The organism is Flavisolibacter nicotianae, assembly GCF_003628535.1.
Taxonomy (GTDB): Bacteria; Bacteroidota; Bacteroidia; order Chitinophagales; family Chitinophagaceae; genus Flavisolibacter; species Flavisolibacter nicotianae.
In genome coordinates this window covers 47,685-70,963 of sequence record NZ_RBCI01000011.1, presented here as the reverse complement: position 1 = coordinate 70,963, position 23,279 = coordinate 47,685, and the positions used below count along the sequence as shown (strand labels likewise).

Genomic DNA, 23,279 nt, shown 5'->3' with positions numbered 1-23,279 from the left:
TTATTGTCTTCTGCTTAAAGTTGTCTGAATAGTACTAACATCATAAAGTTTTCTAGTTTTTGAATCTCTTATAAAGGTTCCACCGGCATTTCTAATGCGCATTTCTTTTGCTGTCTGCGCTGTCTTATTTGCCGTAAGACTTGTAGTTTCAACCAACTGCTTGACTCTTCCATTCTCAATGACAGCAAAGTCAATTCTTCTTGCTTCCCCGGTAAGTGGATCTTTTAATATTTTCCCGTTTTTGTCTCTTAAATAACGTTCTGCTAGTACTGATGCATTAGGATTGTTTTGTTTCAGCTCTGCCAGTTCTGCCGCTTCTCGACTCGTCCCTTTCTGTTGATTTGTTTTGATATTTGACTGATTTCCATTAGATGTATTGCTGTTAGAAGCGTTGCTACTTTTTTGATGAGCAGATTGAGCTTGTTGGTTTGTAGAGTTGGTGGCATCGTTTCCTGCTGTGCCCTGCATATTCAGCTGGTAAAGCTGTTTTATCGCCCAGCCAATATCGCTTGCCGCTGTAACACCCACACCAAATCCATGCAAAGCAACAGCACCTCCAACAACTGCCCCGGCACCCATTGTTTCGCCACCGGAAGCCAAGGCAATACCACCGCCGGTGCCAATTTCGTTCGCTGATTGTAAGCCTGCAATAACATCTCCGGAAATCCTTCCCCTGAGATATGCTTCTCTTTCAGCATCGGAATTGTAATCGTTCAAATGAGTACCGAACATTTCCGAAAAGCCAACGGTATTAGCATTTAACAGAGCATCTGAAGCACCGCGGGTGGCAATTGCCAGCAGATTTGCATTCTGTTTTATAACTTGAAGGCGGGTTGTATTTTGACGGTCAATCTGTTGGAGTTCGCTTTTTGATTTTTCGGCACCGTCTAAATCAATGTAGTTGCCAGGATCGCCTTCAGCAAAACTATAAGGACTATTCCACGGATATTCATCTTCTAGGGGATCCACGCTTAAAAATCTACCTAGTCGTGGGTCATAGATGCGCATGCCGTAGTCCTGCTGGCTGCCTTCCACTCCCTTCACTTCATCATCGTTCTCTTTGCCGTTAAACCCATAGCGATACCCACCATCAGCATACAAGCCTGCACCACTGCCACCATTTCCACCGCTACCACCTCCATTATCCGTTGTGATATAGGCCTCAAAGGCATCGTTCACCCCGCTTTCAAAGCCCTCTACAAAGGTGATGGTCTCGGTGGCCTTGTACTCCAGGGGCTCATTGCCCGTGCGGCTGTCATAGACCGGGTTGGCCGGAAGGGCACTTCCGTTGCCCGCATTTTGCCACAACCCGCTGGCACTCAGCGCCCCCGAGCGCTCCGGCATTAGCATCCCGAAGGGGTAATAGTCCTGGGCTGTGGTTACTTCCGCCCTGTAGTGCTCAATCAAAGAACTGTCTTGTGGTGAAGATACACCGATCTTCTTATCAGAGATCGTCGCCAGCACGTTACCCAAATGATTCGATAGCTCATAGGTACGGCTGCCTAGTAGCAGGCTATCAAAGATAGGCTGTCCATCACTTTGTACAAGGGGTGCCGTAGCGGGAACAAGGGTATCCCATTGCCACATGCCCAAACGGCTACTGCCATAAAGATGTTGTTCCTCCCATTTAACGGCTTCACTGTTTTTGCGTGTATAAACCGCCAGCACATTGCCCTGCGCATCCCGTATATAAAAGGTCTTTTTCAGGGCTTCACCGGCGCCCACGGTTTTCAGCGTCCTGTTTCCTCCGGCATCGTACCCATAATTGATCTGTGAGGCCGTGCTGCCCCCCTTTGTGATGTTTTTGATCTTGCCGTACACCGTCCAATTGATGCCTGAAATATGTTCAGCATTGTCTTTGGTCAGGTTTCCGATCTTGTCATAGGCATAGTTGTCCGGTGCCTGATCATCAATATCTATGGTATAGTTGCTGCTGCTCACAGCATCTCTTACATGGTTTAACCGGTTGGTGAGCAGCCGGCCATCAGCATCCCGGTTGTACTTGTAGGTAAGGCTGTCCATGTCCAGTGGCTGACCAGCAGTATTTGCCCCTTTGCGCAGGTACTGTAAAATGTTGCCATTGGCATCGTAGGCGATGGATTCGCTGTACGCATCAATAATGTTGCTGTTGCTCCAGGCGCCGTTCACCGTGTGCTGCCGCATCTCCCGCAAGCGGTTAAGCTGGTCGTAACCATAGGTATAGCCGGCAGTGGCGCCATTGTTGATTTTTGAAAGTGCCACTGTGGTATAGCTGATGTTACCGTTGTAAAGTGAATTGCCCGTTGCCGCTAAACTGCTGGGTGCACTGTAGGGCACCAAGCCAAAAGCCGGTGCAGCGGTGCCCCCAATGGGTGTGTAATCACCGCCGTAATATCCCAGGGTAAAGGCATAGACATCTTTGGATACTTTGCTAAATAAAGTATTCGGCTCACCATCGCCACCGATCTCCTTCGCGGAGTTCAAGGTATCGCTGTTAATGCCTCTGAGCCACCCCTGCAGGGTATAGGCATAGTCGACGCCCTGCACTTTGTAGTGACCTAACTCAGTACGGGCCAGCGGACCGTGCAAGTAATAGCGGTAGGTAGCGTCCTGCGTCCACACAAGCCCGTCACGGCTCGTTTGCGCACTCGTCAGCCGGTTCTCGGCATCATACCCATATTGGTAAAAGAACTGGTCGCCACGGCCCTTTTGGTACGTTAGCTTGTTCACTTTGCCGCTTATGAGGTCGTAGTCGTAATCCACCCGTTTTTTCCCGTTATCCGGATCGTTCGCCAGTAAGGCCTTTACGTGTTGCACCAGTGTTTTCACGTTGCCGGAAAGGTCGTAGGCGTAGAGCGTGGAGTCGCCTTCCAGCTCACTCTCATTCTCCAGGAAAACGGAAGCCACTACCCTTTTGCGGCTGTTGCCCATGGTTTGAAAGGTCAGGTTCACCGGATCGTCGTAAAGGGTCTTGGTTACCTGTTTGTTAGAACCTGCGGCCAGCCATCCGGACAGCGCCTGATCATCTTTGGTATCAACGGTGGCAAGATCCGCTACGCCGGTTTTTTCTCCAACAGTAGTAATGCGGCCTAGCTTGTCGTAAAGTGTGTAGCTGTAACGGTTTGCCTCCCCACCGTTCGATGGATCTTTTTGTTCCGCGTTCTGCGATGCGCTCAGGCGTCCCAGCCGGTCGTACCAGAACTGGCTTTCGCCACCGTCGGGTGAGTTTTGTCTGATCACCTGGTTCAGACTGTTGTACGTATAGGTTGTTGGCAGTCCGTGGTCCGGAAAAACAGGTCCAAGGCCGCTACCAACACTTATATCATTTTCTGCACTTGCATTGACCACAGGGTCGGTAAGATCGGTAATGGGGAGGCTCGTCAATGGCAACCAAGCCTTCAGCCCAACTTCAGAAGCAGGTAGCAGACAACCCGAAAAAGCGTTTTGCACGACTTCCGAGTTAGTCAGTGCACGGTTATAAAGGCGGAATTGTTTTACACCAAGATTGGTCGCATCCACCTCAACGGGTGGCGCACCGGGTTGGCTTTCATTCCAACTATAAGCCGTTCCTACTGTAAAGCTCTGGCCGTCGGTCGTTTGAAAAAGTTCGCAAGGCGTGTCTTTCAGGTAACGACTGGCAGGGTCTTGTCCATTCAAGAACAGCCTTACCGAACCGTAACCGCTGCCTTGTACCGTTACGGCAATGTGGTTCCATTCGTTCAGCTTTAACTTTCCGGTCACGTCAGCCGATTGCAATTTGATCTCCGGCACATCCGGGCTCGACGCACTGTTGATCATGTCATAGAGATAGACATTCAGTTTTTTGTTGACCAGCGATAGCGACACACCGGAATAGACCGTAGGACTGGTGGTTGCATGCATGGCATGGCTGAATAGCCCCTGGTCGGCATAGCTCGACGGCTTCACCCACATCTCGATTGTATAGGCTTTGCTACCCATGAGCGGATAGAACGCCTTGTTGCCCTGAATGCGCCCCCCTGCTGAAGCACTTTCGTTTAACTTCAGGTAATTGCTGTATTGGTAGCAACCATCGGTGTTCAGCTTACGGTACTGTTGCACCGTATCAATCTGCTGCTGCGTAAGCAGCTTCACGCCTTCGGGTGGGATGGTTTTCACCAGGTTGCCACTTTGGTCGTAATAGTAAAGGGTATAGTGGTATTCGTAAAGATCGGCTGTCATGCTCAGGCCGGCTTGCACGTTCAAGCACTTCGTGGTGTAGGCTTCGCGGAAGGCAAGGTGTACCGAGTCAATATATTGGTTGTACTCGATATAGGCATTTTCCAGCGCTGTATTAAACAGTTCACCCGTGCAACTATTTCCCTCCGTAACCGCACTGCTTTCAGCCGGGCTTACCGGCTGGTCGCAAAGGCGACCGCTGTAGTTGCCTCCGTGTGCATCGCAGCTGTCCATAAAGTCGCGGTAATCCTGGTAGGTAAGCGAAAAGCCGAGACTGTGGTTGAAGTAGTTGGTGAGCAAGGTTTCATACCTTGGGTTGGCAGGCGTGATGTTGTACTTCGCAGTGAAGGAGGACAGGAGTTGTTGCACACTGCCACAGTCAAGGCAGGGCCGGCTTCCGGGCTCAAAGGCGATGGGCAACACAACCGGCTCTTTGAGAATGCCATTGCAGGTGGTGCAGCTTTTTACCAGATTGTCAAGGTCGAGCGAATCGAGTGTATAATCCGACTTTAGTAGTTCCTGCAAATAAGCATGAAGGCTGCCGGCAAAGCCTGAAGCGCTGTATTGACTTCTATATTGCTGCAGTTTGTTGCAGATATCGTAATCGGTTGTAAAGACGGTGCGGTTCGCATCAAACGGCTGCCGATTGTAGGGATAAGGTGTTCCAATGAGTTCTGCCGTACAGGCATCGTTAAGATGGTCTGCACCGAGAATGCCAATAATGGCCTCTTCAAAGCTATTGTAAGCAGTGCCCGATCCCGCTGGCACAGATGAGGAGCCGTGATTGCCTTTGCTGTAAGCACAGCCGGCGCTGCATATCTCTACAAAGGCTGCACGTAGTTGCGTCAGTTGAGCAGAGTCGGCATTGCAATTGGAAAGTGCCGCAATCCAATTATCAGCTTGGGCTTCGCAGGAGCTTTTACATTCGTCAATGATAGCTGCGGCGTTAGCTTGGCTTTGCCCCGCAGGATTGGATGCCAGCACCTGACCGATAAAACTGTCGGTGTTGACATAGTCAGGGTAGCGACGGATTTTATCTTTGTAAAGTGAAGCTTGTGCATTGTCCGGACATTGAGAGGGATAGGAAGCCGGCACAGGACAAGGCGCGGCGCCAGCGGAAGAATCACAAGCAATGCTGGCATTCCATGCATCATTTTCATATTGCTGCGTTTGGGTAGTCACCCGCAGAATATAAGTGGAGGAAGCACCTCGGGTAAACGTCAGTACGCCGCTGGGTTGCGTGTTCAGGCTATTTCCCCACTGCCCCTCATAGGTAGCGTAGCCCTGCCAGCCTGTAGTGGCAATCATGGCCCCTGTTGTGCCGTCGTATATGGTAAAATTGTTTGGTAGTTCAATGGCGTCGTAATACAGGCTAATACTACCGCCTTGTGCAACCGTATGCACATTAATGGTTTGATCAGGGTATGTATAAAATCCGCTGATAGCGGGCGATGAACCGCTAAAACTTTGCCCACACGAGGAAGGCGGAGCCGTGACATTGCAGGAAGAATCGTACATACAAACCCATACATTTAGAAACCGGCAGCTTATCCCTCCGCCTTTTTGCAAGTCAAAAACATTGTAGAACTGGCAGTTGCCGTAACCTGAAGGTGTATTCGTGGGCGAAACGGTGGGTGTGCCGTATTGAACAAAGAAGGAAATTCCGTTTCTGTCGGCCGGTGAGTAAATGCCACCGGGACACGAATAGTTACAGGTAGTGGAATCAGAGAAAGGAGTTGCAGGATTAATAGCTATGGGTGCATTAGCCAGGGAAAAGTTATCCTTCCCGATGGAACAATTGGAGCAATTGGCAAATACAGGATCATTGCTGGTCCGTCTTGCTTCTTCATAAAACTTTCGCTTCAGGTTTAAGTAAAGGTTCCGGTAAAGGAGCCATTCCTGGTAATCACTGCGGCATTCATTGTCGGGTGGCAGACAACCTTGCCAACCGCTGTACTGATTGTTGCAATACAACGCTACATCGATAAATTGCAAAATAGTTTTATCAGGCACCCCGTAACGCAGCAGCGTACGGGAAAAAAGGCGCAGGCTATCACGCATACGGTCCTTTAGCGAAGAGCCGAGGCCACCATTGAAAAATGGGTCATACTGCAACAGGGCGTCATACCGCACACGGGTTGAGTCAAAATAACCGGCACGCATGGCGCTGTCTGCATCGTCAAAATCCTGGATCATGTCGTCAAACGCATAACTACCCGGATTGGCCAAACACCAGCGATAATAGCAATACTCCGGATGACGGGTAACAAGAGAATCTGCCCACGAGTCCTTCCAATTTTTGATAAATTCATCTTGTGTCAGTTGCTTCACAGGCACAAGATCTCCTACACTATTGGCAACAGAGTCTATTTTTCCACTCCCATCCGTAAAATCAATGGAAGTGTAGTTATACAGAACATTGGTTCCATCGTTATGGAATGCAAACACCGAAGTAGAGTCGTTCTCACCGTCAACGTTGGTGAAGTGTTGCCAGGTGCTGTCAAGTAGTGCGTACTGGCCCGCAGGTGTTACATCGGCTTTGAGCAAAACAAGGCGATCCTCACAAGGCCCGCTGCCGCAATCGGCGGAAGCTTGCAAAGCAGCACAATTCGCATACAAGCTGTCGTAGAGGTTGTTCACCCACAAAGAATCAGCTTCACCAAATTCCACAGCACTTTTATCGTACAAGGTTTTGAAGTAATTGTTGAATTCTTCTTTGTCACCCAAATCTTCCTTACAGGTTTCACAGTTGCTATAGCAACCCGTAAAATCAGTTTCCTTTAACTGATCGAGCAAAAAGCTGTTTACCTTCTTCAGGTTTGTATTCTTTTTAATGTGCTCTGCATCGTAAAAATCAAGAGCTGCCTTACTCACTTTTAATTCATAGGAAACATTGTATTCACCGATCTTACTAATCCCAGCTGTAAAGGTTCCACTAATAGGCGCAGGGACAGCACAGGTTGAGTCAAATACAAAACCAGCAGGCACTTGCCTGGTTTGAATAGTATCATCGCAACCATCTCTTACCGTAATCAATACGTCATAATAACAGGTGTTACAGATGGTCTTTTCACCGTTTTCGCCATGAGCAATATCGAGGCGCTGGGGATTTACATTGTAAGTAAAGATGTAATCTCCGGTAACGGGAGCAAGAAATGTAGCCGAGGCTGTCAGCGAATAAGACGCTGCATTCGGTACAAAGCTCTTTCCTGTAATCAGCTCATTTGTCATTTTCACTATCGTACTCTCGCTGTTTGAAGGAAGCGGATGCAGGTTTGGTGGGCTTTTCCCTGCCAAAGCGGTTGCAATCGTTTTGCCGCTGGCGTTCACGTAGCTTACGCTGATTTGCCCATTCGGGTCAACGACCATGTTTTTCAGGTAATGGCTGGCTTCTCCTGCCTCAGATCCGAAAAGCCTATCCAGCTCTGGTTGTGCAGGCTTACCATAGAAGTACGAAGTTTCGTGACCCTTGTTTAATTGAAATGCAGCGCCTACGCCACCTTGTCGCTTGATCCTACCGGTATTATCTGGCGTGTGCTCTGTTACGGCAATGGGATATCCCAATGCATCTGGGATGTACGCTTGATGGAGGAAACCGGTAAATGGATTTTGTGGTGAATAGTATTGTGAAGTACCCGAAGCAGTAGATAACGGGCTGACTGTAACACCACATTTTGCGTAAACAATATCGGTAAAGCTGAAAGGATTGCCGGCCTGGTTGCGGTTAAAAGCTCGGAAGTAGTGCAAGGTGCTGTCGTCAGCAGGTGCCGGCAGCAAACTGACCACTGGCCGGCCTATTTCATCGTAAATCGACTCTTGCACCACCGAACGATTGTCGGAATTGTTGATGGTAACGGCTTGCCTGCCTTTCAGTGAGCCATCAAAATAAGACATTACTTCTTTACGCTTGCCCTCTTCGGCAAAGGTGGCGGCATATTGCCAGTTTAAATTTTGTTCATGTCCATCGGTAAAAATTGCCGCAGTGGTTTGTACCTGTGTGTTGCCATCTATCGCCTGGTAGTTCCAGACTGTTGTCAGTCGAATCTCATCCGGCGGCATAGACATTTGCACACCACGTATCCGGAATAACACATATCCACTATCATAAGAAAGGTTCAACAAGTAAGAAGGTGATGTCAACGTAACCCGGGTACTGTTGTTTTTAAACCATTTGTTTAACGTATCAGCAGGAACCTGAAAAGGTCCCGATACATTGGTGGAGGGGCTGAACGCTGTCCGCAGCCGCTCGCTGATTAGGCTGTGCTTGTCAATGAAGGTGTACTCCAGGTCAAACATTTCGGCACCCGGATAATCACCCGGGTTCCATTGCAGGTTCAATTTGCCAGGCTCTTTTGTATACGTTGTGCGGGCGGTCGATAACGGCGGTTGCAGATCGTACTTGCGGTCGTGAACAATGGTTGTTCCCTTTAGCAAAAAGATTTCAGGCAACGGGCTACCCAACTCTGCACTGCTGATGCTGTCAACGGTGACTTTAAACTTATGTGCGCCCTTGAATTTGTACAACCCCATTCCTTTGTAACGTTCGCCTTCATTTTTATTATACTTTATTTCAAGTTTAATGGTTTTCGGCCAACCGGGAATTTTTTGTGTGGTATCAAAACGGTCATAGGCTTCGATAGTGAGGTTGGCGGTACAAGTGAATGAAGTATTGTAGAAAAATTTGTTGGCGTAAAAATCAATCTCAAAAGAGAGGATATTGTCAACTGATGAAAGCGTGAAATTATTGGTACCTGCATTTCTGATTTTTTCATCAGTCACAGTAAAGAAACTCCCGGCCGTTAATTGCGCCCCCCTTAACATGTTTACATAAGGCTCATCTGCCGCAAATGCTGCAAACACATTGATAAATAAGGCAAAAGCAAAGAGGCAAATTTTTTTCAACATAAGGTCAGTTATGTATTGTTTCAACTACAGTAATCACACATCCATCCCTCCGTTCAATAAGTATAATACTTTGTCCACCATAGTGACGTAGTGCATCATCTTTTTACACCTTTTGGGCGTATTTATCCCCATCGACACGTGCTCCTTTTGGGCGAATTATTCATCATTTTTTTCAGCCTTGTCCATCCACACCACACGGTAATCAGGATAGGAATTGTTCAGATGGAATTCTCTCCCTTTTGTTTGCCCATATTTTTTCAACGGCTCAAATTTGTTTGCCGTTTTGCCCATGCTCAGTAATTTGTACTCAAACTCCAGCTTGTAAAGATTAAATTCAATCGAAGGAGTATTTGACGTAGAATCTGCAGCAACGTTCATTTTTTCTTTGGAGCTAGCTGTGGTTTCTTGCGAACCTCCCTCTTCATCTGGATTCTCACCCAGATTATCAAGAGTTGCGAAGTGCAGCACCATTTTTTTCAACCGATAATCTTGTGGGCTATAGTAGATCTCATAGCCATAAACATCGGTACTGACCGTGTTGGTGACTTTGATCACTTTGTCAGCCTTATCCCAATCCACTTCGGCCAAAGCACCTTCCCGGGCCACAAAGCTTTTCATGGAATCGATGTTTGCAAACTGCCACATTGTTTTAGCCGGCAACTTTTCGGTGCCAGCTACCACCAGCTTTTCCCGGTGATAGACATTTAGCGACACATTGTCCTCGTGAATGAATTCAACAGAATCAATGATGTAATGCGAAGTTTTGCCTTGTACTTCACCGGAAAAATCAGCTTCTTCGATTGTTTCTCCTCCTTCTTCGTCAGTAAGCTTCATTGTACCTTCATAAACAATTGACCTGGCCTTTTGGTAGCCTGCAAACAGATGTTCCAATTCAGCCCATGGATCACCGGCCGTGCTTTTTTGATTGTTGCGGACTGTTTTATCATTAGACGATGAAGCAATCGGCGCTGATTTATTAAACTTGAAATGGCCCGTTGCTTGTGCAAAAACAATGGCTGCACATAAAACAACTGCCGTTGGGAAAATAATTCGCTTGGACATTATATTCATTCGCATTTCTTTCGAAGTGTTTTTAGATTCTTTTTCGCAATGATGATCTCGTCTCTTTTATGGTCATAACGCCTTTTTCAGTTTCTTTTTTCACTCTGATCAAAATGCCTTCATCATCGTATTCATAAAAAGTGGCCATGTTGTTCTCGTCCATCTCAGCCATCAGACGCTGGCTTGAAGCATCGTAAGCAAACGTTTTAAGCTGGCCGTCGAAGGGGTGAATTCTGATATCATCGAGATAGACCGTACCACCTCCTGTCATTAGCTGGAGCTGCAATTGTCCGGCTGGCATGATAAAAGGAAACTCAATCCGTTTCCACCCTTCTATCAGCGGCCATTTGCTGTTGGTGGTTATGTAGTTATTATTGCCATTGATGACAACCCGAAACGAAGTATTAGCGCTTGTTTCCACTCCATCTTTTATCCAACAACTGAAAACGTACTTTTTACCGGCGATTGGAGAAAACCGCTTCAGGCTACCAGCCCCATTGTATAGATACTGCCCCATTGCATCAATTGTATAAAAGGGTTGGAGTGGTTGTGTAGGATCGGTAACAGCTTTGGTGATAGATATCCCATTTAAGAGCTTAATTGAATACTTACCGCTATGGGCCTCATCACTTGTCAGGATCGTGCTTGTAGCGTTAACCAGCTTTTTGAAGTTGAAAGCTGATACCAAAGAATCACAATTTGTAGAAATCAAGTTGCACTGTAAATCAAAGTTATAGTCCTCCATTCCGTCATACGCAATTTCTGATGCTTGAGCATTTGAGGCGACAGCAACCGGCAGAGACTCCAGATAGCCATATAAAGCACTGTTATATCGGCTCAAGGCATCCTTGTTCTCCACTTCGACACCTTTTTCATTCACCAGTGTTGTTTGACTTGCAGCAATCCAGTTTTTATCCGTTGCGCTTTGAATGAAGACTCCCGACTGCGCATCATATTTCCAAAAAGCGGTAAAATAGCTGAAGACACCACCCTTTCTAATATTTGTGCTGCTAGCGGGAACATTTGCATCAGTCTCCTTGCTCCGATCAATGTGGTAGACGTTGGATTCCAGTGGTCGCCAGTTACCCAATATACCTGATAGATAAGGATTGAACACCGCAGTTGGGGAAACCGCCTGTTGACAAATAAAAGGATCGCTACAGGTTGACAATGCATAGCCTGCAGGACAAGTGTACTGTCCCAATTGAAACTGTTGGCCGATCATATCCTTTGTCGTAAAGAGCACGTTCAAGCTGGTATAGTTTGTCGCTTGTGCGATTTGTTGAAGTGTGTTGTCGTAGATCTCGGCTCCGAAAGCAGCAGGACCCCCTACATTCATAGCTTCAAATTCGATAATGTGACGTCCAGGTCCGAGCTGAATTGGATAAATAAACCATTTGTTGAAATTTTCCGTTGAACTTTCGAGCTTCTGAACCTTTATAACACCATCTACCTTAACGCGGAAATCGTTGTCCGATGCAATGCCTAAATAATAGGTTTTATCAGTAGCGTTTGTAATACAGGTTGAAAAACCCAGCCATTGTTGGAGAGGGGGTCGATCCCAGCCATTACTTGACGATTGGCATGTCCAAATAGAGGTTCTATTAAGCGGACCGCACCAGTCGGTTGATCGTTGACCAGGCGTTAGATTACATGAGCTTGATTGCAAGGTAGCTTCATTTGAGGATACGCTATATGTGGATGGCGAAAAACTCGTTTTTGAGGGCGTGTCAATAGAGGTATATGAGGATGTACTTGCCGTCTGACCACTGTTTGTCGTGCTGCTTGTTGCTTGGTTTGCGCCAGCAGCCGCAGTCATCATTGAAGTTGTAGTTGAAGCGCATTGCCGTCCTACCCAAAATGAGTCCGTTAATATCTGTGCAATGGATCCGTTACCATTTACATCATATCCGGGCTGATAGATATAAGCACCTTGTGAGCCATATAAATCATGGTGGTCGCCTTCACAGATTGTATAACATCCTGATGCTACGCTAGGCATGGTATCCTTGTGACAAACACCATCTCTTCCTAGTTGGAAACCATCCGGGCATGTAAGACAAGGTGCTGGCATCTTCCACTCCTCGCTAAATACTATTGCCTTTGCATCCAGTACTTTTGTCAGTGAATTAATATCCAGTTTTCCGTTTATGATAGGGTTCTGTAACGAAGTCACTGTCGCAATGGCTGCATCTGGCATGTTGCGCCGGCCGGAACGAAGAATTTTGATGGACAAATTGGATACAGTTTGCAGCTGTCCACTTTCGTCAATGAGGCGGTACTCGCCGTTTGTAAAAACAACCCAGTATTTTTTTGCGGCATTCAAATCAATGAGTTCATCTCCGGGAAGCAGCACCTTATCTGTTCCAGTGGTATAAGCGGAATTGGTAATGACGCCTTGTGCATTGGTTGAAAAGCCATCCAGGTAGGTACCTACGTTTCGATATGCTTGTCCCATGCGATCATAGGCCCAGTGTGCAGGGTAGGTGAAGTTGTACACGGGATCGTCAAATTCATTTTGCACTTTAGTCAGTAGTACCTCACCTGTGAATGGATCCCAAGCCAGGTTCTCGGTCGTTATACTGGAGCCATTTTCTGTTTTCACCACTTTTTCCAACAGGCTGAATTTATTAACCAGCTTGATAGTGGAGGATGCCCGATAAGACCGGTATTCATTGTTGGGGCCAACTCCCGGAAAGGCAAACGGTAGCGGAAAGGGACCGATTGCGCCACTTCCACCACTTGCCTGGATACGCAAACCGTAATTTTCTGTTGTTTGCTGCCGCATATCAGTAAACACTTCTACCTCCTGCCCAATCGTTCCATCGTGCTGACTACCGTCAGGGAACAGCAATTTCACATTATTCGAAAGTGTCTTTAATTCAGCTAATTTGTTTTCTGTTTTATAGATATACTCCTGGGTTGATATTGGACTTCCGCCTTGATTCAGCACTGTGACCATTTTTGGTTTACCGTGCATGTCGTTGTTTTCAACAACATAGCCTTGTGAAAGACCCACAAGATCACGTATGCTTATCTTTAAAAGCTTCAGGATTTTTTCAAATCCGGGCTTTCGCTTCTCCAAAGTCAACACTTGCACTTTGGTGGGGTAGTCTTTGGCAGTATAGTATTCATTAATTACCGAGCCGGTAGAAGATGCTGATTGTCCAGAACCAATATTCTTCACTGTTACCTTGCTGTATCCAACGACCGGTGATGGGAAAAAAGACTCACCAAATGGTTCTTCTAAATAGGAATGGCTGGTGAGAAAAAGCGGTACTTTTTGTTGGTAGAAAATGGGTTTGTGAAAAGGATTTTCGTCGCTGCCAATTAGTGGTTCGTAAGAAGCTACCCCACTTGAAATTTCAACCGGCTTCCCTTTTTCATCATCCATCTGTGTCGTATAAGAATACTCTTGGGTATAACTGGCCGTTTTCCCGTTGTCGCTGTTGACCATGTCGGCCCACGCATCGGAAACAGAAACCTTCTTTACCCGCGATCCCCCACCGATCTTTTTTAGATCAGGAGAAGTTAGTCGCACCCACGATTTTTGCAGATCCACATTATCGCAATAACCTTTGCGACGGGCTATTCCAGAAAAGCCCTGTGTGAGTTCTTTGATATTTCCAAGGGCAGTCGCCAACGACTTTACCGCTTTTGCAAAATCACTTCGGTCATCGTCCAGGTTTTCGTAACCCGGGTAGGCTAGTTGTGGAAGGTTATCCTTCATAAACTGCCAGGCTGTAAACGCCGCTGGATTTGTTGCCCGCCCTCTTTCATCGCCCCATTTTTCAAGCTTTATGGCTACAGTGTTGTCGTTGACATACTTGAAATCGAGAATCTTAGCATAGCCTGGAACAAACTCTTTGTGGCCGCTATGGTCAAGATCAACAAATAATTTAAAGTACAAATAGTTTAAATTATTGAAATAGCGGAACCGCAATGCATTTTTGCGCTCAGTAGAATCAGAAAAATTACCAAAGCTGCTCAATGGTTTTGGAAGGTGAACAAGAATTTCATTGGCATCAATTAAACCCGATGACATTCCTTCCGACCCAATCCCGCTAACAAAACACATCTCAGAAGCCCGTTTATTTTGCACAAACGCATAATCATCTGCCTCATATGCAATGTCTATCTGCCCTCCTGAAGGAAGAGTGATTTTATTTAGCTGCCAAAGTCCGGCAAACTGATCGGAAAGCGCTTTGTCCTCAAGTGTATAAGGAAACTCAGAATTGTTTAACCCTCCGGGGTTAGCCGCCGCACTTTTAAAACCTCCCCATCGATCATATTGACGTACCTGATAGTCATTATACTGCCGGTCAATATTGTATTGAAATTCGTATGGATTTAAGACACCTTTCCCATTCGTGCCAAATGTGAAGTACAGTTTTTTCAACGTAAGCTTACCGCCACCACTTGCGTTGTTGGGCAGGTTATTTTGAATGGAATAATCGTATTCGAAATGAACAGTCTTTATAGGTGAAACTTTGGTCAGGTCGTTTTTGTTCTCAATTAAATCCGATTTTGAATACAGCCTAATTTCTTTCAGTTTTTTGAGGCGCATGGCCATATTCTTGCCACCGGCGTTATTTAACACACCCAATCCATCATCCCGGTCATCCATCACAAACAAAGCCAGCATTGTTTTTGACTCTATAGAGTGCATATACCATATCTCCTTTTCTCCATAGACATAGTTGGCTTTGTCATCTTTTTTATCACTTAAAAAACCTTCATTGTAGTTTGCTTTGTCATATGGAGTTCGCCATTTGTAGTCCTGCGTGAGTTTTGTATAATTGATTTTGACGGCTGTTCCCAAGTCATCATCGGTAACACCATCCCCTTTTTTATCCACATAATCTGGAGAAAGAACTTCCGTCAACAAATAAGACGTAGCGTAACCCGGCATTATTTCTCTGCTGTAATAATTGTCGCGTCCCTTTTTATTATTCGTTGAATTATCTCCAGTAACATTATTATGATTATACTCAATAATTCCTTCATTTCTTTTTGATAGGTCTTCGTCGACACTAAACGAAACCTCCTCTTGGTATTTATTGTAAACGGGTATTCCGTAAACCATTCTTTTACCGTCTTCTGCAATAACCTTGATTTCGGAAATATGGTGCGGCCGACGATTTTTTGTCTTGCTTGATCCCCGTCTGCCAAGGGAAACAGGAAACTCAACTCTGGGAAACTTGCTTATTGAGTCAGGATTGATACAATCAGAAAGAACAAGTGTATTAATAGGATAAGAATTAATGGTTTTTGAAAGGCCATGCAGTGTAGCTTCAGCGGCGGTGAGATAAGTAAAGCTATTGTTTCGAATATCCCGGTGCTCACGAACCATCTCGCCAGGTGAATACATCTTCTTTTTCGTAGTGCGCAGAACAGTTGTTGTCGCTGCGCCGTCCAGTCCTCGTTTGAAGAACCGATCTTCAAGCTTTACAGCTACCGGGTCGAGAAAATTTTGTTTAGTTGCATAGCTCTCATCCGCCATTACTGGTTCACCGACCCTCTTGAAATATGCTTTTTCAAAAAGGGCTTCACTTGAACTCTTAAAATCACCAACTGACAGAAAAGGATTTTGAGCAGCCCATTTCTTTGTGGCGCTTCTTGCATGTTGAAAATGCAGGTCCGCACCCACGTCAAAGTACGAACCAAAACCCAATTCAAGGCCCAAGGAAGCATCATTGCTGACCCCTTCCGATTGAGCGTCGAAAAAAACACCACTGCTTCCACGGTATATCCTGTACTGGCCGCCACCCACTTGGCTTGACACACTGAATAAGTCGTTCGTTGGAACAGGAATAGGTAGATAGTTGATTTTCTGATTATAAGGTATGTCTTTTTCCCGGTTGATATCCATCAAAGCGTTGAGATCCTCTTTGCCCAATTCACTGTGCAAAAAGCCGTATGCAGGCTTTCGAATTGATTTAAAAGCAAGCTTTTGTTTAGTATAGAACCCGGTTATGCCTCCGCCGACGTAAAAAGGTTGGATTTGTGCCCCACCACTGATATCTAGGGTAAATGCAGTATTATTTGTAGGAAAATCAACCGTTGGTGTATAAGAATTGCCAACAAAGGAAATGGATGAACTAACGGAAGGGCTGAGAGTGGAAAGCAACTTATTCTGTTTGAAAAAATCGTTGCTGAAACTTGCGCCCAGTGTCATTTGTTGCAATCCGCTACGGGAATTGTAAGGAAAACCAACTGCACCCGAAAGTTCTGAATTCTGCTTATCTGTAAATTTTTTAATAACATCAAAATTGACATTTGCGGAGGCTCCATCGAGTGAACTTAGATCCAACCCAAATTTCGCATCAGCACCGGGAACAAAATCGTACGTAGTATCTGCACCTTTTTTTTCATCCCCTTTACCTTTAGTCTTATCAGTTGCAAAAACTTCACCTAAGCTAAGGCCCACATTTAGACCCAGTTGTGTTCCTATACCACGATAATTATCATGTTTTACTCCAATTGAAATTGATGGAGAAACTTTTAGCTTTTTCGCTTTTTTGCTTCCCTTCATTTTCTGTGACGCCTTGCTCAAGGCCGGTATGCCCAATAAATCCAGCTTCACCCGAAGATTGATGCCCTTTGTCACGTGATCTTTCATGTTCTTTTCTTTCATGACTTCATCACTACCGTTGAAGTCATCGGGTAAGCCACGCATTTGACGGTTTACAGCCCCTGGGTTTAAAGACCATCCGTGTCCAACCCAGCTAGCTTCGTCATCCAGACCGGAACCCGAATGATAACTAAGATTTACTGGGTATCCGCCAACATCCAATAAAGGAATATTATAGGCAAAATCTCCGGTGAAAAGATCAACCATGTTTGAAGTCCCAATAGACTCAAAAGACTTCATCTCGGGCTGCACGGGTCCTGACGTTAGCGCCAACGCTGTTGTGGGCGTAAAAAGTTCAAGCATAAGAACCGTCAACAAAAAGGCTGCTATTCGCTTCCTGTGTTTATCACAAAATTGTAACATGATAACTTAATTGGTTTTCTCTATTATCATAAGAATATCCTTCTTCTGAAACGAAAATATTTGTTGCCCTAGGCCAAACAATTTGTCGTCATAAATGATGGCTACTTTATCATCCTCATTATTCATTGCGTTATTATTTTCGAACGCAACAATATAATCATACACGTCTCTTCGGCCATTCGCCAGTCGATGGACTAGAACCGGCGCTAAAGTATCTGCACCGGAAGCCATCCTAAAATCCTTCTCGATCCCAAAGTCCAGGTAGTCAGTTGTTTTTTTATCAGGTTCAAAATCAGACCGCTCGAGTTGAAGGTTGAAATACAAATATTTATTTTGAAGAGCCCCATTGTACCCGAAGACACCATTTTGCTTTGACCGTTGATTCGATAAGCCATTACTGCGAATAAATTTGGCTCTCACCTGCACACTGTGTTCTTGTTGGACAATTATTTTTGCTGAATCGTTTCTTGTACTTTGGCAAGATGCCCACACCCCTAGCAAAAGAGGGAGCAAAAGGGTACGTGACGGTATAATCATATTTCTTTGTAAACAAATCGTAATTGAAGTATCTTATTATCCGCAAGCCAAACTTTCAATAAATAATCTTTGCCATCTTTAAATGGCTTCAACTCACTTAAATCAATTTCAAATTGATTGTAACCATTTATAACTTTCATAGTAGGCAACCCCTTTACCTCTTCCTGTTTGTCTGCCAATGGGTAAATTCGATAAGCAAGTTTACCCTCGTTGTAAGGATTAGAGAAAAAGAAGCGGAGTTTACCGTATGCATAATAGACATGACCGTCGAGCCTTTCTTTTACCTCACGGTACCCATCATTTTCTACTGCATTCTTTTCCTCACGACATTGAACTTTAAACTCCCATATTTCTGATTTTTTTAAAATGGTTTTACCAGCATAAACAGTCACCTGCCATGCGTAAGTCGCACCATCTTTTAAATCAGGAATGTTTACCGGAAATGCCAAGCTGTTTATTCTTATTTGTGCTTGATTGATAACTGGCGTATTAAAGCTGATTGCCTCCACTGCATTCTGTTTTTCCTTTACCTCTGCTAACAAAAGACGAAAGCTAGCGTCGGACGCAAGAGGCATTGGTGGTTGCCAGATAAATGTTGGACGCTTATTACAAAGAACATCACCTTCGATTGGACTCATTAAAAGTAATGGCGTTATCGGCTGCACAGAAAAAGTGAAACACTGTTCATAAAATGGTAAAACTGCAGGATCTTTTGCTGAAATGACTGCAATTTCAAAGCAATACTCATAATCTCCCTCAGGGAAGTTGCCCGTTTGTTTGATCACAGTTGCGGCATAGTCCGCCGAAAAAGAAAAACGGGCATTTGAAAATGCATTTCTATCCATGAAGTTGACACCATGGTTGAGTAAAAATTCAGGTGTTTTAACTGATAGTAGCTCGGTACCACCAACCTCTTTGACTCTTATAGTGAGAGCGACTTGAACAGCAGTTTGGAAGGTGCTCATGATTTGCACTGTTGCCAGTCCTTGAAGGCTTCTCCCCGCAGCAATAGGTGAGAATTGCACTGAAATTTGTGTATAGGCCTTACTACTTAGCAGGAGTAACAAAGCGAAAATCCATTTGGTTATACTTTTATTCATATCAATACGAAATTCATTTAAGGGTGTAATGAACACCAAGCTCCCCGCGAATCAGGCCGAAAATCAGCGGTTGATACACTTTAAGATTTTTCCGAGCGTCGATATAAAGATTCATGTCAAATCGTTCAGCGACCCGAACCGAAAGATTTTGTCTGATGCCTAGTTGCCGATACCATTCTTGTATGGTATTGTAAGAGATTGAAGTAGATGCCGTAATTTTTTCCAACAGTCCATAGCTGATTCCTACGTCAGAATTCAAACTGGAATTAAAATAAACAAGCTGCGTACTGTGCATGGAATGACTGGCCTGTGTATTGGAAGAAATTAGCAACTTGCCAATAACCAAGGATTGATTAACAGTTAACCCCAAAGAGTTATTTGCAGTGACAGTATTATTAGAGTTATATTTATTACGCTGGTATGATACACTCATATAGTTGCTATAATAAGAATGTCCAACTTTCTTTACCAAATTTCCCTCAAAGGATACTTGATCAAATAACATTACTTTTTGCCGATCTAGACCGTTGATGCGCAACATTTGATTCGGCATGTAGCGAAATGAGAGAAATTGCCCCTTTCGCATTTTCCATTTTAGGTCAAAAACAGCATACATGTTTCGCCATTTGCTATTTGCCTCTGTATTGTAATTATATTCACGTAGATCAGCACGAGCTGAAAACAAAAGCATTTTCTTCAGGAAATACTTCCTCACAGAAAGCCCAGCCTCTTTGCTACCAGTATTTAAAAATGGCGTACCTGGATTGTCATAGCCTAACGCCACTTTTTTGACATGAAATTGATATTGAAGACCAAACTTTGGAAAGTCATCACGATAATTGAACTGGAATGACGTATTCGAGGAAAGATTGTTTGTAGCAAAGAGTTGAAGCAAACCTCCAGATGCGTCATTGCCACTGCTTTTTTGTTTAAAAGATGAAAGTGACCTTGAAAGTTCCGCAGTTAAAATTCCACCAGAGCCAATTGAAAATTCTTTCCTGAACCCCGCAACCACAATGTGTCGAAAAGCAGCAATGTCTTGCAAACCTCCAAGTGTTTTAACACCTTGTTGGAAATCGCTTATTGAGAAAGTTGAACCACCCCCAGAGATTGCTTTTTTACTTAACTGCAATCCTCTTGCTGTTGTGCTTGGAAAGACTGTGTTGGTAAAAGGCATATCAAGAACGGATGAACCCTCTAATGATTTACCGATGTACAACATAGCTGATTTACCTTTTGTCAAAAACTCACCGAAGCCCCCATTGTTTAAAAAGTTTTGAACTGCTAGCGGTGAGGAGGAAAGTGATGACGCACCGAGCTTTAGTTTACTTATCTTGAGAAAAAGACGCTGCAAACTGTTTAAATCAGTATGTTGCCGCACCAGTGTACCAAGTTTTGAAGGATTGTGAAGCAGTTGTTCGAATGATGAAATTTTGAGGGCGTCCCATTCATGCATTTTAGCGAGCAATCCAGAAGATTCCCAAAACTTTTTATGCCGTTCAACAACTTCTATCAACTTTTTGGTAGCTTCTAATTGTCGGATTGATTTCTTCAAACTATTCAAGTGAACTGTGTCAATTTTCTCACCGACATTGATCCTGGTTTGAAGTTGTTCGATTAAAAGTTGCTGCTCATGTAGTTTATTTAAATTATCTTGGGATAAAAATTGTTGCCTCAGCTTTGCTGCGTCTTGGGTAAAAAGTTTTTGCAGATCACCAAGGTCAGCAATTGCTTGGCTTATTGAATTTTGATACGTTTGTTTCAGCTGATTTATTTCACGTTGCAAGGCATTCTCAGCACTTCTTTTTACGTCCGAAAGTGGATCGGCAATAGAGGCCAAAAACTTCTTCGGATCCATCTTATCCAATAATTTCTTTTGCAATTGCTTTACATAACCTTCTCTATCAAAATCGGCAAAGAAAATTCCATTAGCCCCTTGATCCCAATTACTATATTTATAATTGAGTTGAAGAGGCACGCCTGCAATCGTCCATGATGTGTTTATATTTAAATAACTCAAATAATACGATCGATCGAAGAAATAGGCACTGTCGTACAAACCAGAATAGCTTGACTCACCTTTGTTAAACTGTAACGGGAAGTGAGGAACGGGAGAAATAAAAGTTGTAAGTTTTTTGAAGTTTGCAAAAGAATCTAGCAGTCTTTTGTACATCTTATCGGATAATTCCTCTGGAGCAAACGCGGAGAGAGTTACAGATGATGGCTTAATCGGAATCGAATCAAGTTTTAACAGGTTTTGACTTCGGCTTATAAAGCATAAGGCGAGTAGTATCCCCGTAACAAGAATTTTCATTTCTTTAAGAGTTAGTTGGCTTTATTACCTATTACTTATAGATGATCTTAATTGTACTATACTAATGTTTTCTGTTGTTGCGCTATTTGTCTTGCATTCTTTTTAATTGCCTTCTGTTGTGCCGAAACCTTTGGGCTCAGATTGGCGACTATTTTCATTTGCTTTTCAATACGTTTATTTTGCTGGCTGAAACAGCATATCAATTTTTCGACCTTCTGAAGCAAATGGCCTTGATTCGTTCCGACATCCAAATTTTCTTTTTCTATCTCACTTGTGGAAAGCACGTCGTGTAAGTGTTTATCCCTGCGTATGTATTGCTCTGCTTCACGCAGATTCCACCACTGATCGCATTTATCTAGGACAATATTAGCCCAAGAGTCAAAGGGTGGTACTTTAACTCTGGCGAAAATAGCATTGTCACTTACGGCTAACCGATAGCCGTCAATATCGGAAGTCCCAACGCCAATATCACCATCAAAAAAATTCAAGAAAGGCTTAACAGCCGTTGCGGATTCAGGAACCACACCTTGTAGTACCTTGCCATTTAATCCTTTAGATATTATAAAGCTCTTACCGTTATATGTGCTCGGGCTAACAGTAACGGCAGAACGATAAAGACAGTTTTTAATATCAACAGAAATGTTCCCATAGTTCCTTATAATATGCAACAGCGCTCCAGGATCCATCCCTTCATCTCCCAACTGATCTAAAATAAGTTTTGCCATCTTGCTCGAAAAAGAAAGCTGATCATTAGCACGAGTCGCTACAACCCTCATTTTGCTTATTGGAGAAAAAGGGGCCTTATAAATTAAAAAAGCATCTGAACGAATATTGCCTGTATTGTGAATAGTGCCAACAATACCTAATTTATAAATCGGATTTGCTACCACAATACCTGCCGGACTATCTGGAAAGAAAGAATTCATCGTTTGTGAAAAAGAAAAATTCCGCGCAAAACACATTAGCATTACGAAGGGCAGGATTTGTTTCATGGGTACGAATATTTTTTGAGAATTGCACATGCCATCTATTCGATTAATAGATATGACCTAAAATATCTTTTGCACAGAGGTGATAGTGTCGGACAGAATTTTTAAACTTGTGCCTTTTTTTTAAAAAAATTTAGAGTAGAACGAAGCAATTGTTGTTTGCCTATAAGAACTGACAAAAAAACATTTGTTTACATGCAATACACCCGCTTAGATGAAAAATAGCTTTTAAATCTGTCGCTTGAATAAAATGCCATAGGTTAGGTCACCGGACAGACTTTGAAAAGATGAAACGTTGTAAAGTTTTTTCATAAAGAAGAATTAAATATTTTTTACAAATGGTGCCTTCACAAATAAAATTATTCCTTTCGGCAAATCCAATAAGTATATTCACTTATTCAGCAAATGACCACAAAACTCATTCTCGTACAACAAAACACAAGTATGTATGAATTGATTTAGTTGAGAGTGATGAACAGCGGACGGGGCTTACTCACCTACCCTTGAATACTGCAATAGAAATTGCTTGCAATGAAGTCGGTTCTTATGCGTGCAGCAAACGTAACTGAAACTTCACAACTGAACGGAGTAATAGTACCCTCTTTCCCCTTTTCGTTTTTCTTTTGTGATGCGCCCGTTTTTCAGTGCCATGTTGAGAAAGGCTGAGAAGTACTGTTTTTTCGAAGTATGTTCTCGTAAATGCGCTTCCCGCTTTTCCAATACTTCGATGATTTCAGCAGAGCGCATGGGTCTACTTGCTTTTTGAAGCACAAAGACAATTTTGGCCACCCAGGTCCAGTCCTTTCGGTATCCGTCGTCCGGGTTTTCATAGCTGGACAGTTTTTCTATGACCCGTCCGTGTTCATTTTTCAACAGTTGATATTTTTCATAGATCTCTTTGAGCACCACATACTGTGCTTGCAGGGTTTTTTCCTTTTCTTTCAGCAGCTCATCCACCTGCTTTTGAGTAAATAGTTTTTCTTCCTGTCTTTTTCTTTCTCTGAGTGATGATTTTTCTTCTTGCATAATCAGTTTGATAAGTTTTCCACAACCGGATTCAGAATGATTCCGCAATTCTTCCCTTATCCGACTCTTATTGGACTCTCATTGTACTCTTAGCCTGATCGAATCCATTTCTTATTGCACTCTTATACTGGCCCAATGCTCCAAAGTGGCGTGTGAACAAAATTACAGGCGTC

General features: G+C 44.0%; 8 protein-coding genes. All 8 read right to left on the bottom strand.

Annotation, left to right across the window (positions count from 1 at the left end):
• The gene (locus D6024_RS21020) at positions 1–9,081 is read right to left on the bottom strand and encodes an RHS repeat domain-containing protein (RefSeq protein WP_121356786.1); all 9,081 of its coding nucleotides are present in this window, start codon (positions 9,079–9,081) and stop codon (positions 1–3) included.
• Between the two features lie 156 nt (positions 9,082–9,237).
• On the bottom strand, positions 9,238–10,143 hold the full coding sequence (locus D6024_RS21015) for a hypothetical protein (RefSeq protein ID WP_121356785.1): 906 nt from the start codon (positions 10,141–10,143) through the stop codon (positions 9,238–9,240).
• A gap of 31 nt (positions 10,144–10,174) precedes the next feature.
• Positions 10,175–17,140, bottom strand: coding sequence for a hypothetical protein (locus tag D6024_RS21010; protein WP_121356784.1), 6,966 nt, complete (start codon positions 17,138–17,140; stop codon positions 10,175–10,177).
• Positions 17,141–17,146: 6 nt separating this feature from the next.
• Positions 17,147–17,677 carry a hypothetical protein gene (locus D6024_RS21005; protein WP_121356783.1) on the bottom strand — a complete coding sequence of 177 codons (531 nt, stop codon included), beginning with the start codon at positions 17,675–17,677 and terminating at the stop codon, positions 17,147–17,149.
• On the bottom strand, positions 17,674–18,777 hold the full coding sequence (locus D6024_RS21000; RefSeq protein ID WP_121356782.1) for a DUF928 domain-containing protein: 1,104 nt from the start codon (positions 18,775–18,777) through the stop codon (positions 17,674–17,676). Before D6024_RS21000 ends, D6024_RS21005 begins: the two co-directional genes overlap by 4 nt.
• A 13-nt stretch (positions 18,778–18,790) precedes the next feature.
• On the bottom strand, positions 18,791–21,091 hold the full coding sequence (locus tag D6024_RS20995) for a coiled-coil domain-containing protein (RefSeq protein WP_121356781.1): 2,301 nt from the start codon (positions 21,089–21,091) through the stop codon (positions 18,791–18,793).
• Positions 21,092–21,147: 56 nt separating this feature from the next.
• Positions 21,148–22,083 (bottom strand): hypothetical protein, encoded by a 936-nt coding sequence (locus D6024_RS20990; protein ID WP_121356780.1) that lies wholly within the window; start codon positions 22,081–22,083, stop codon positions 21,148–21,150.
• Between the two features lie 570 nt (positions 22,084–22,653).
• A complete protein-coding gene (locus D6024_RS20985; protein ID WP_121356779.1) occupies positions 22,654–23,106 on the bottom strand; it encodes a hypothetical protein in 453 nt (150 codons plus the stop codon).
• Between the last annotated feature and the right edge of the window lie 173 nt (positions 23,107–23,279).

What these genes read in the sequence shown, in the direction of transcription:
- D6024_RS21020 (WP_121356786.1), bottom strand. Translation starts at nt 9,081, where the DNA reads ATGTTGAAAAAAATTTGCCTCTTTGCTTTTGCCTTATTTATCAATGTG.
- D6024_RS21015 (WP_121356785.1), bottom strand. Translation starts at nt 10,143, where the DNA reads ATGTCCAAGCGAATTATTTTCCCAACGGCAGTTGTTTTATGTGCAGCC.
- D6024_RS21010 (WP_121356784.1), bottom strand. Translation starts at nt 17,140, where the DNA reads ATGTTACAATTTTGTGATAAACACAGGAAGCGAATAGCAGCCTTTTTG.
- D6024_RS21005 (WP_121356783.1), bottom strand. Translation starts at nt 17,677, where the DNA reads ATGATTATACCGTCACGTACCCTTTTGCTCCCTCTTTTGCTAGGGGTG.
- D6024_RS21000 (WP_121356782.1), bottom strand. Translation starts at nt 18,777, where the DNA reads ATGAATAAAAGTATAACCAAATGGATTTTCGCTTTGTTACTCCTGCTA.
- D6024_RS20995 (WP_121356781.1), bottom strand. Translation starts at nt 21,091, where the DNA reads ATGAAAATTCTTGTTACGGGGATACTACTCGCCTTATGCTTTATAAGC.
- D6024_RS20990 (WP_121356780.1), bottom strand. Translation starts at nt 22,083, where the DNA reads ATGAAACAAATCCTGCCCTTCGTAATGCTAATGTGTTTTGCGCGGAAT.
- D6024_RS20985 (WP_121356779.1), bottom strand. Translation starts at nt 23,106, where the DNA reads ATGCAAGAAGAAAAATCATCACTCAGAGAAAGAAAAAGACAGGAAGAA.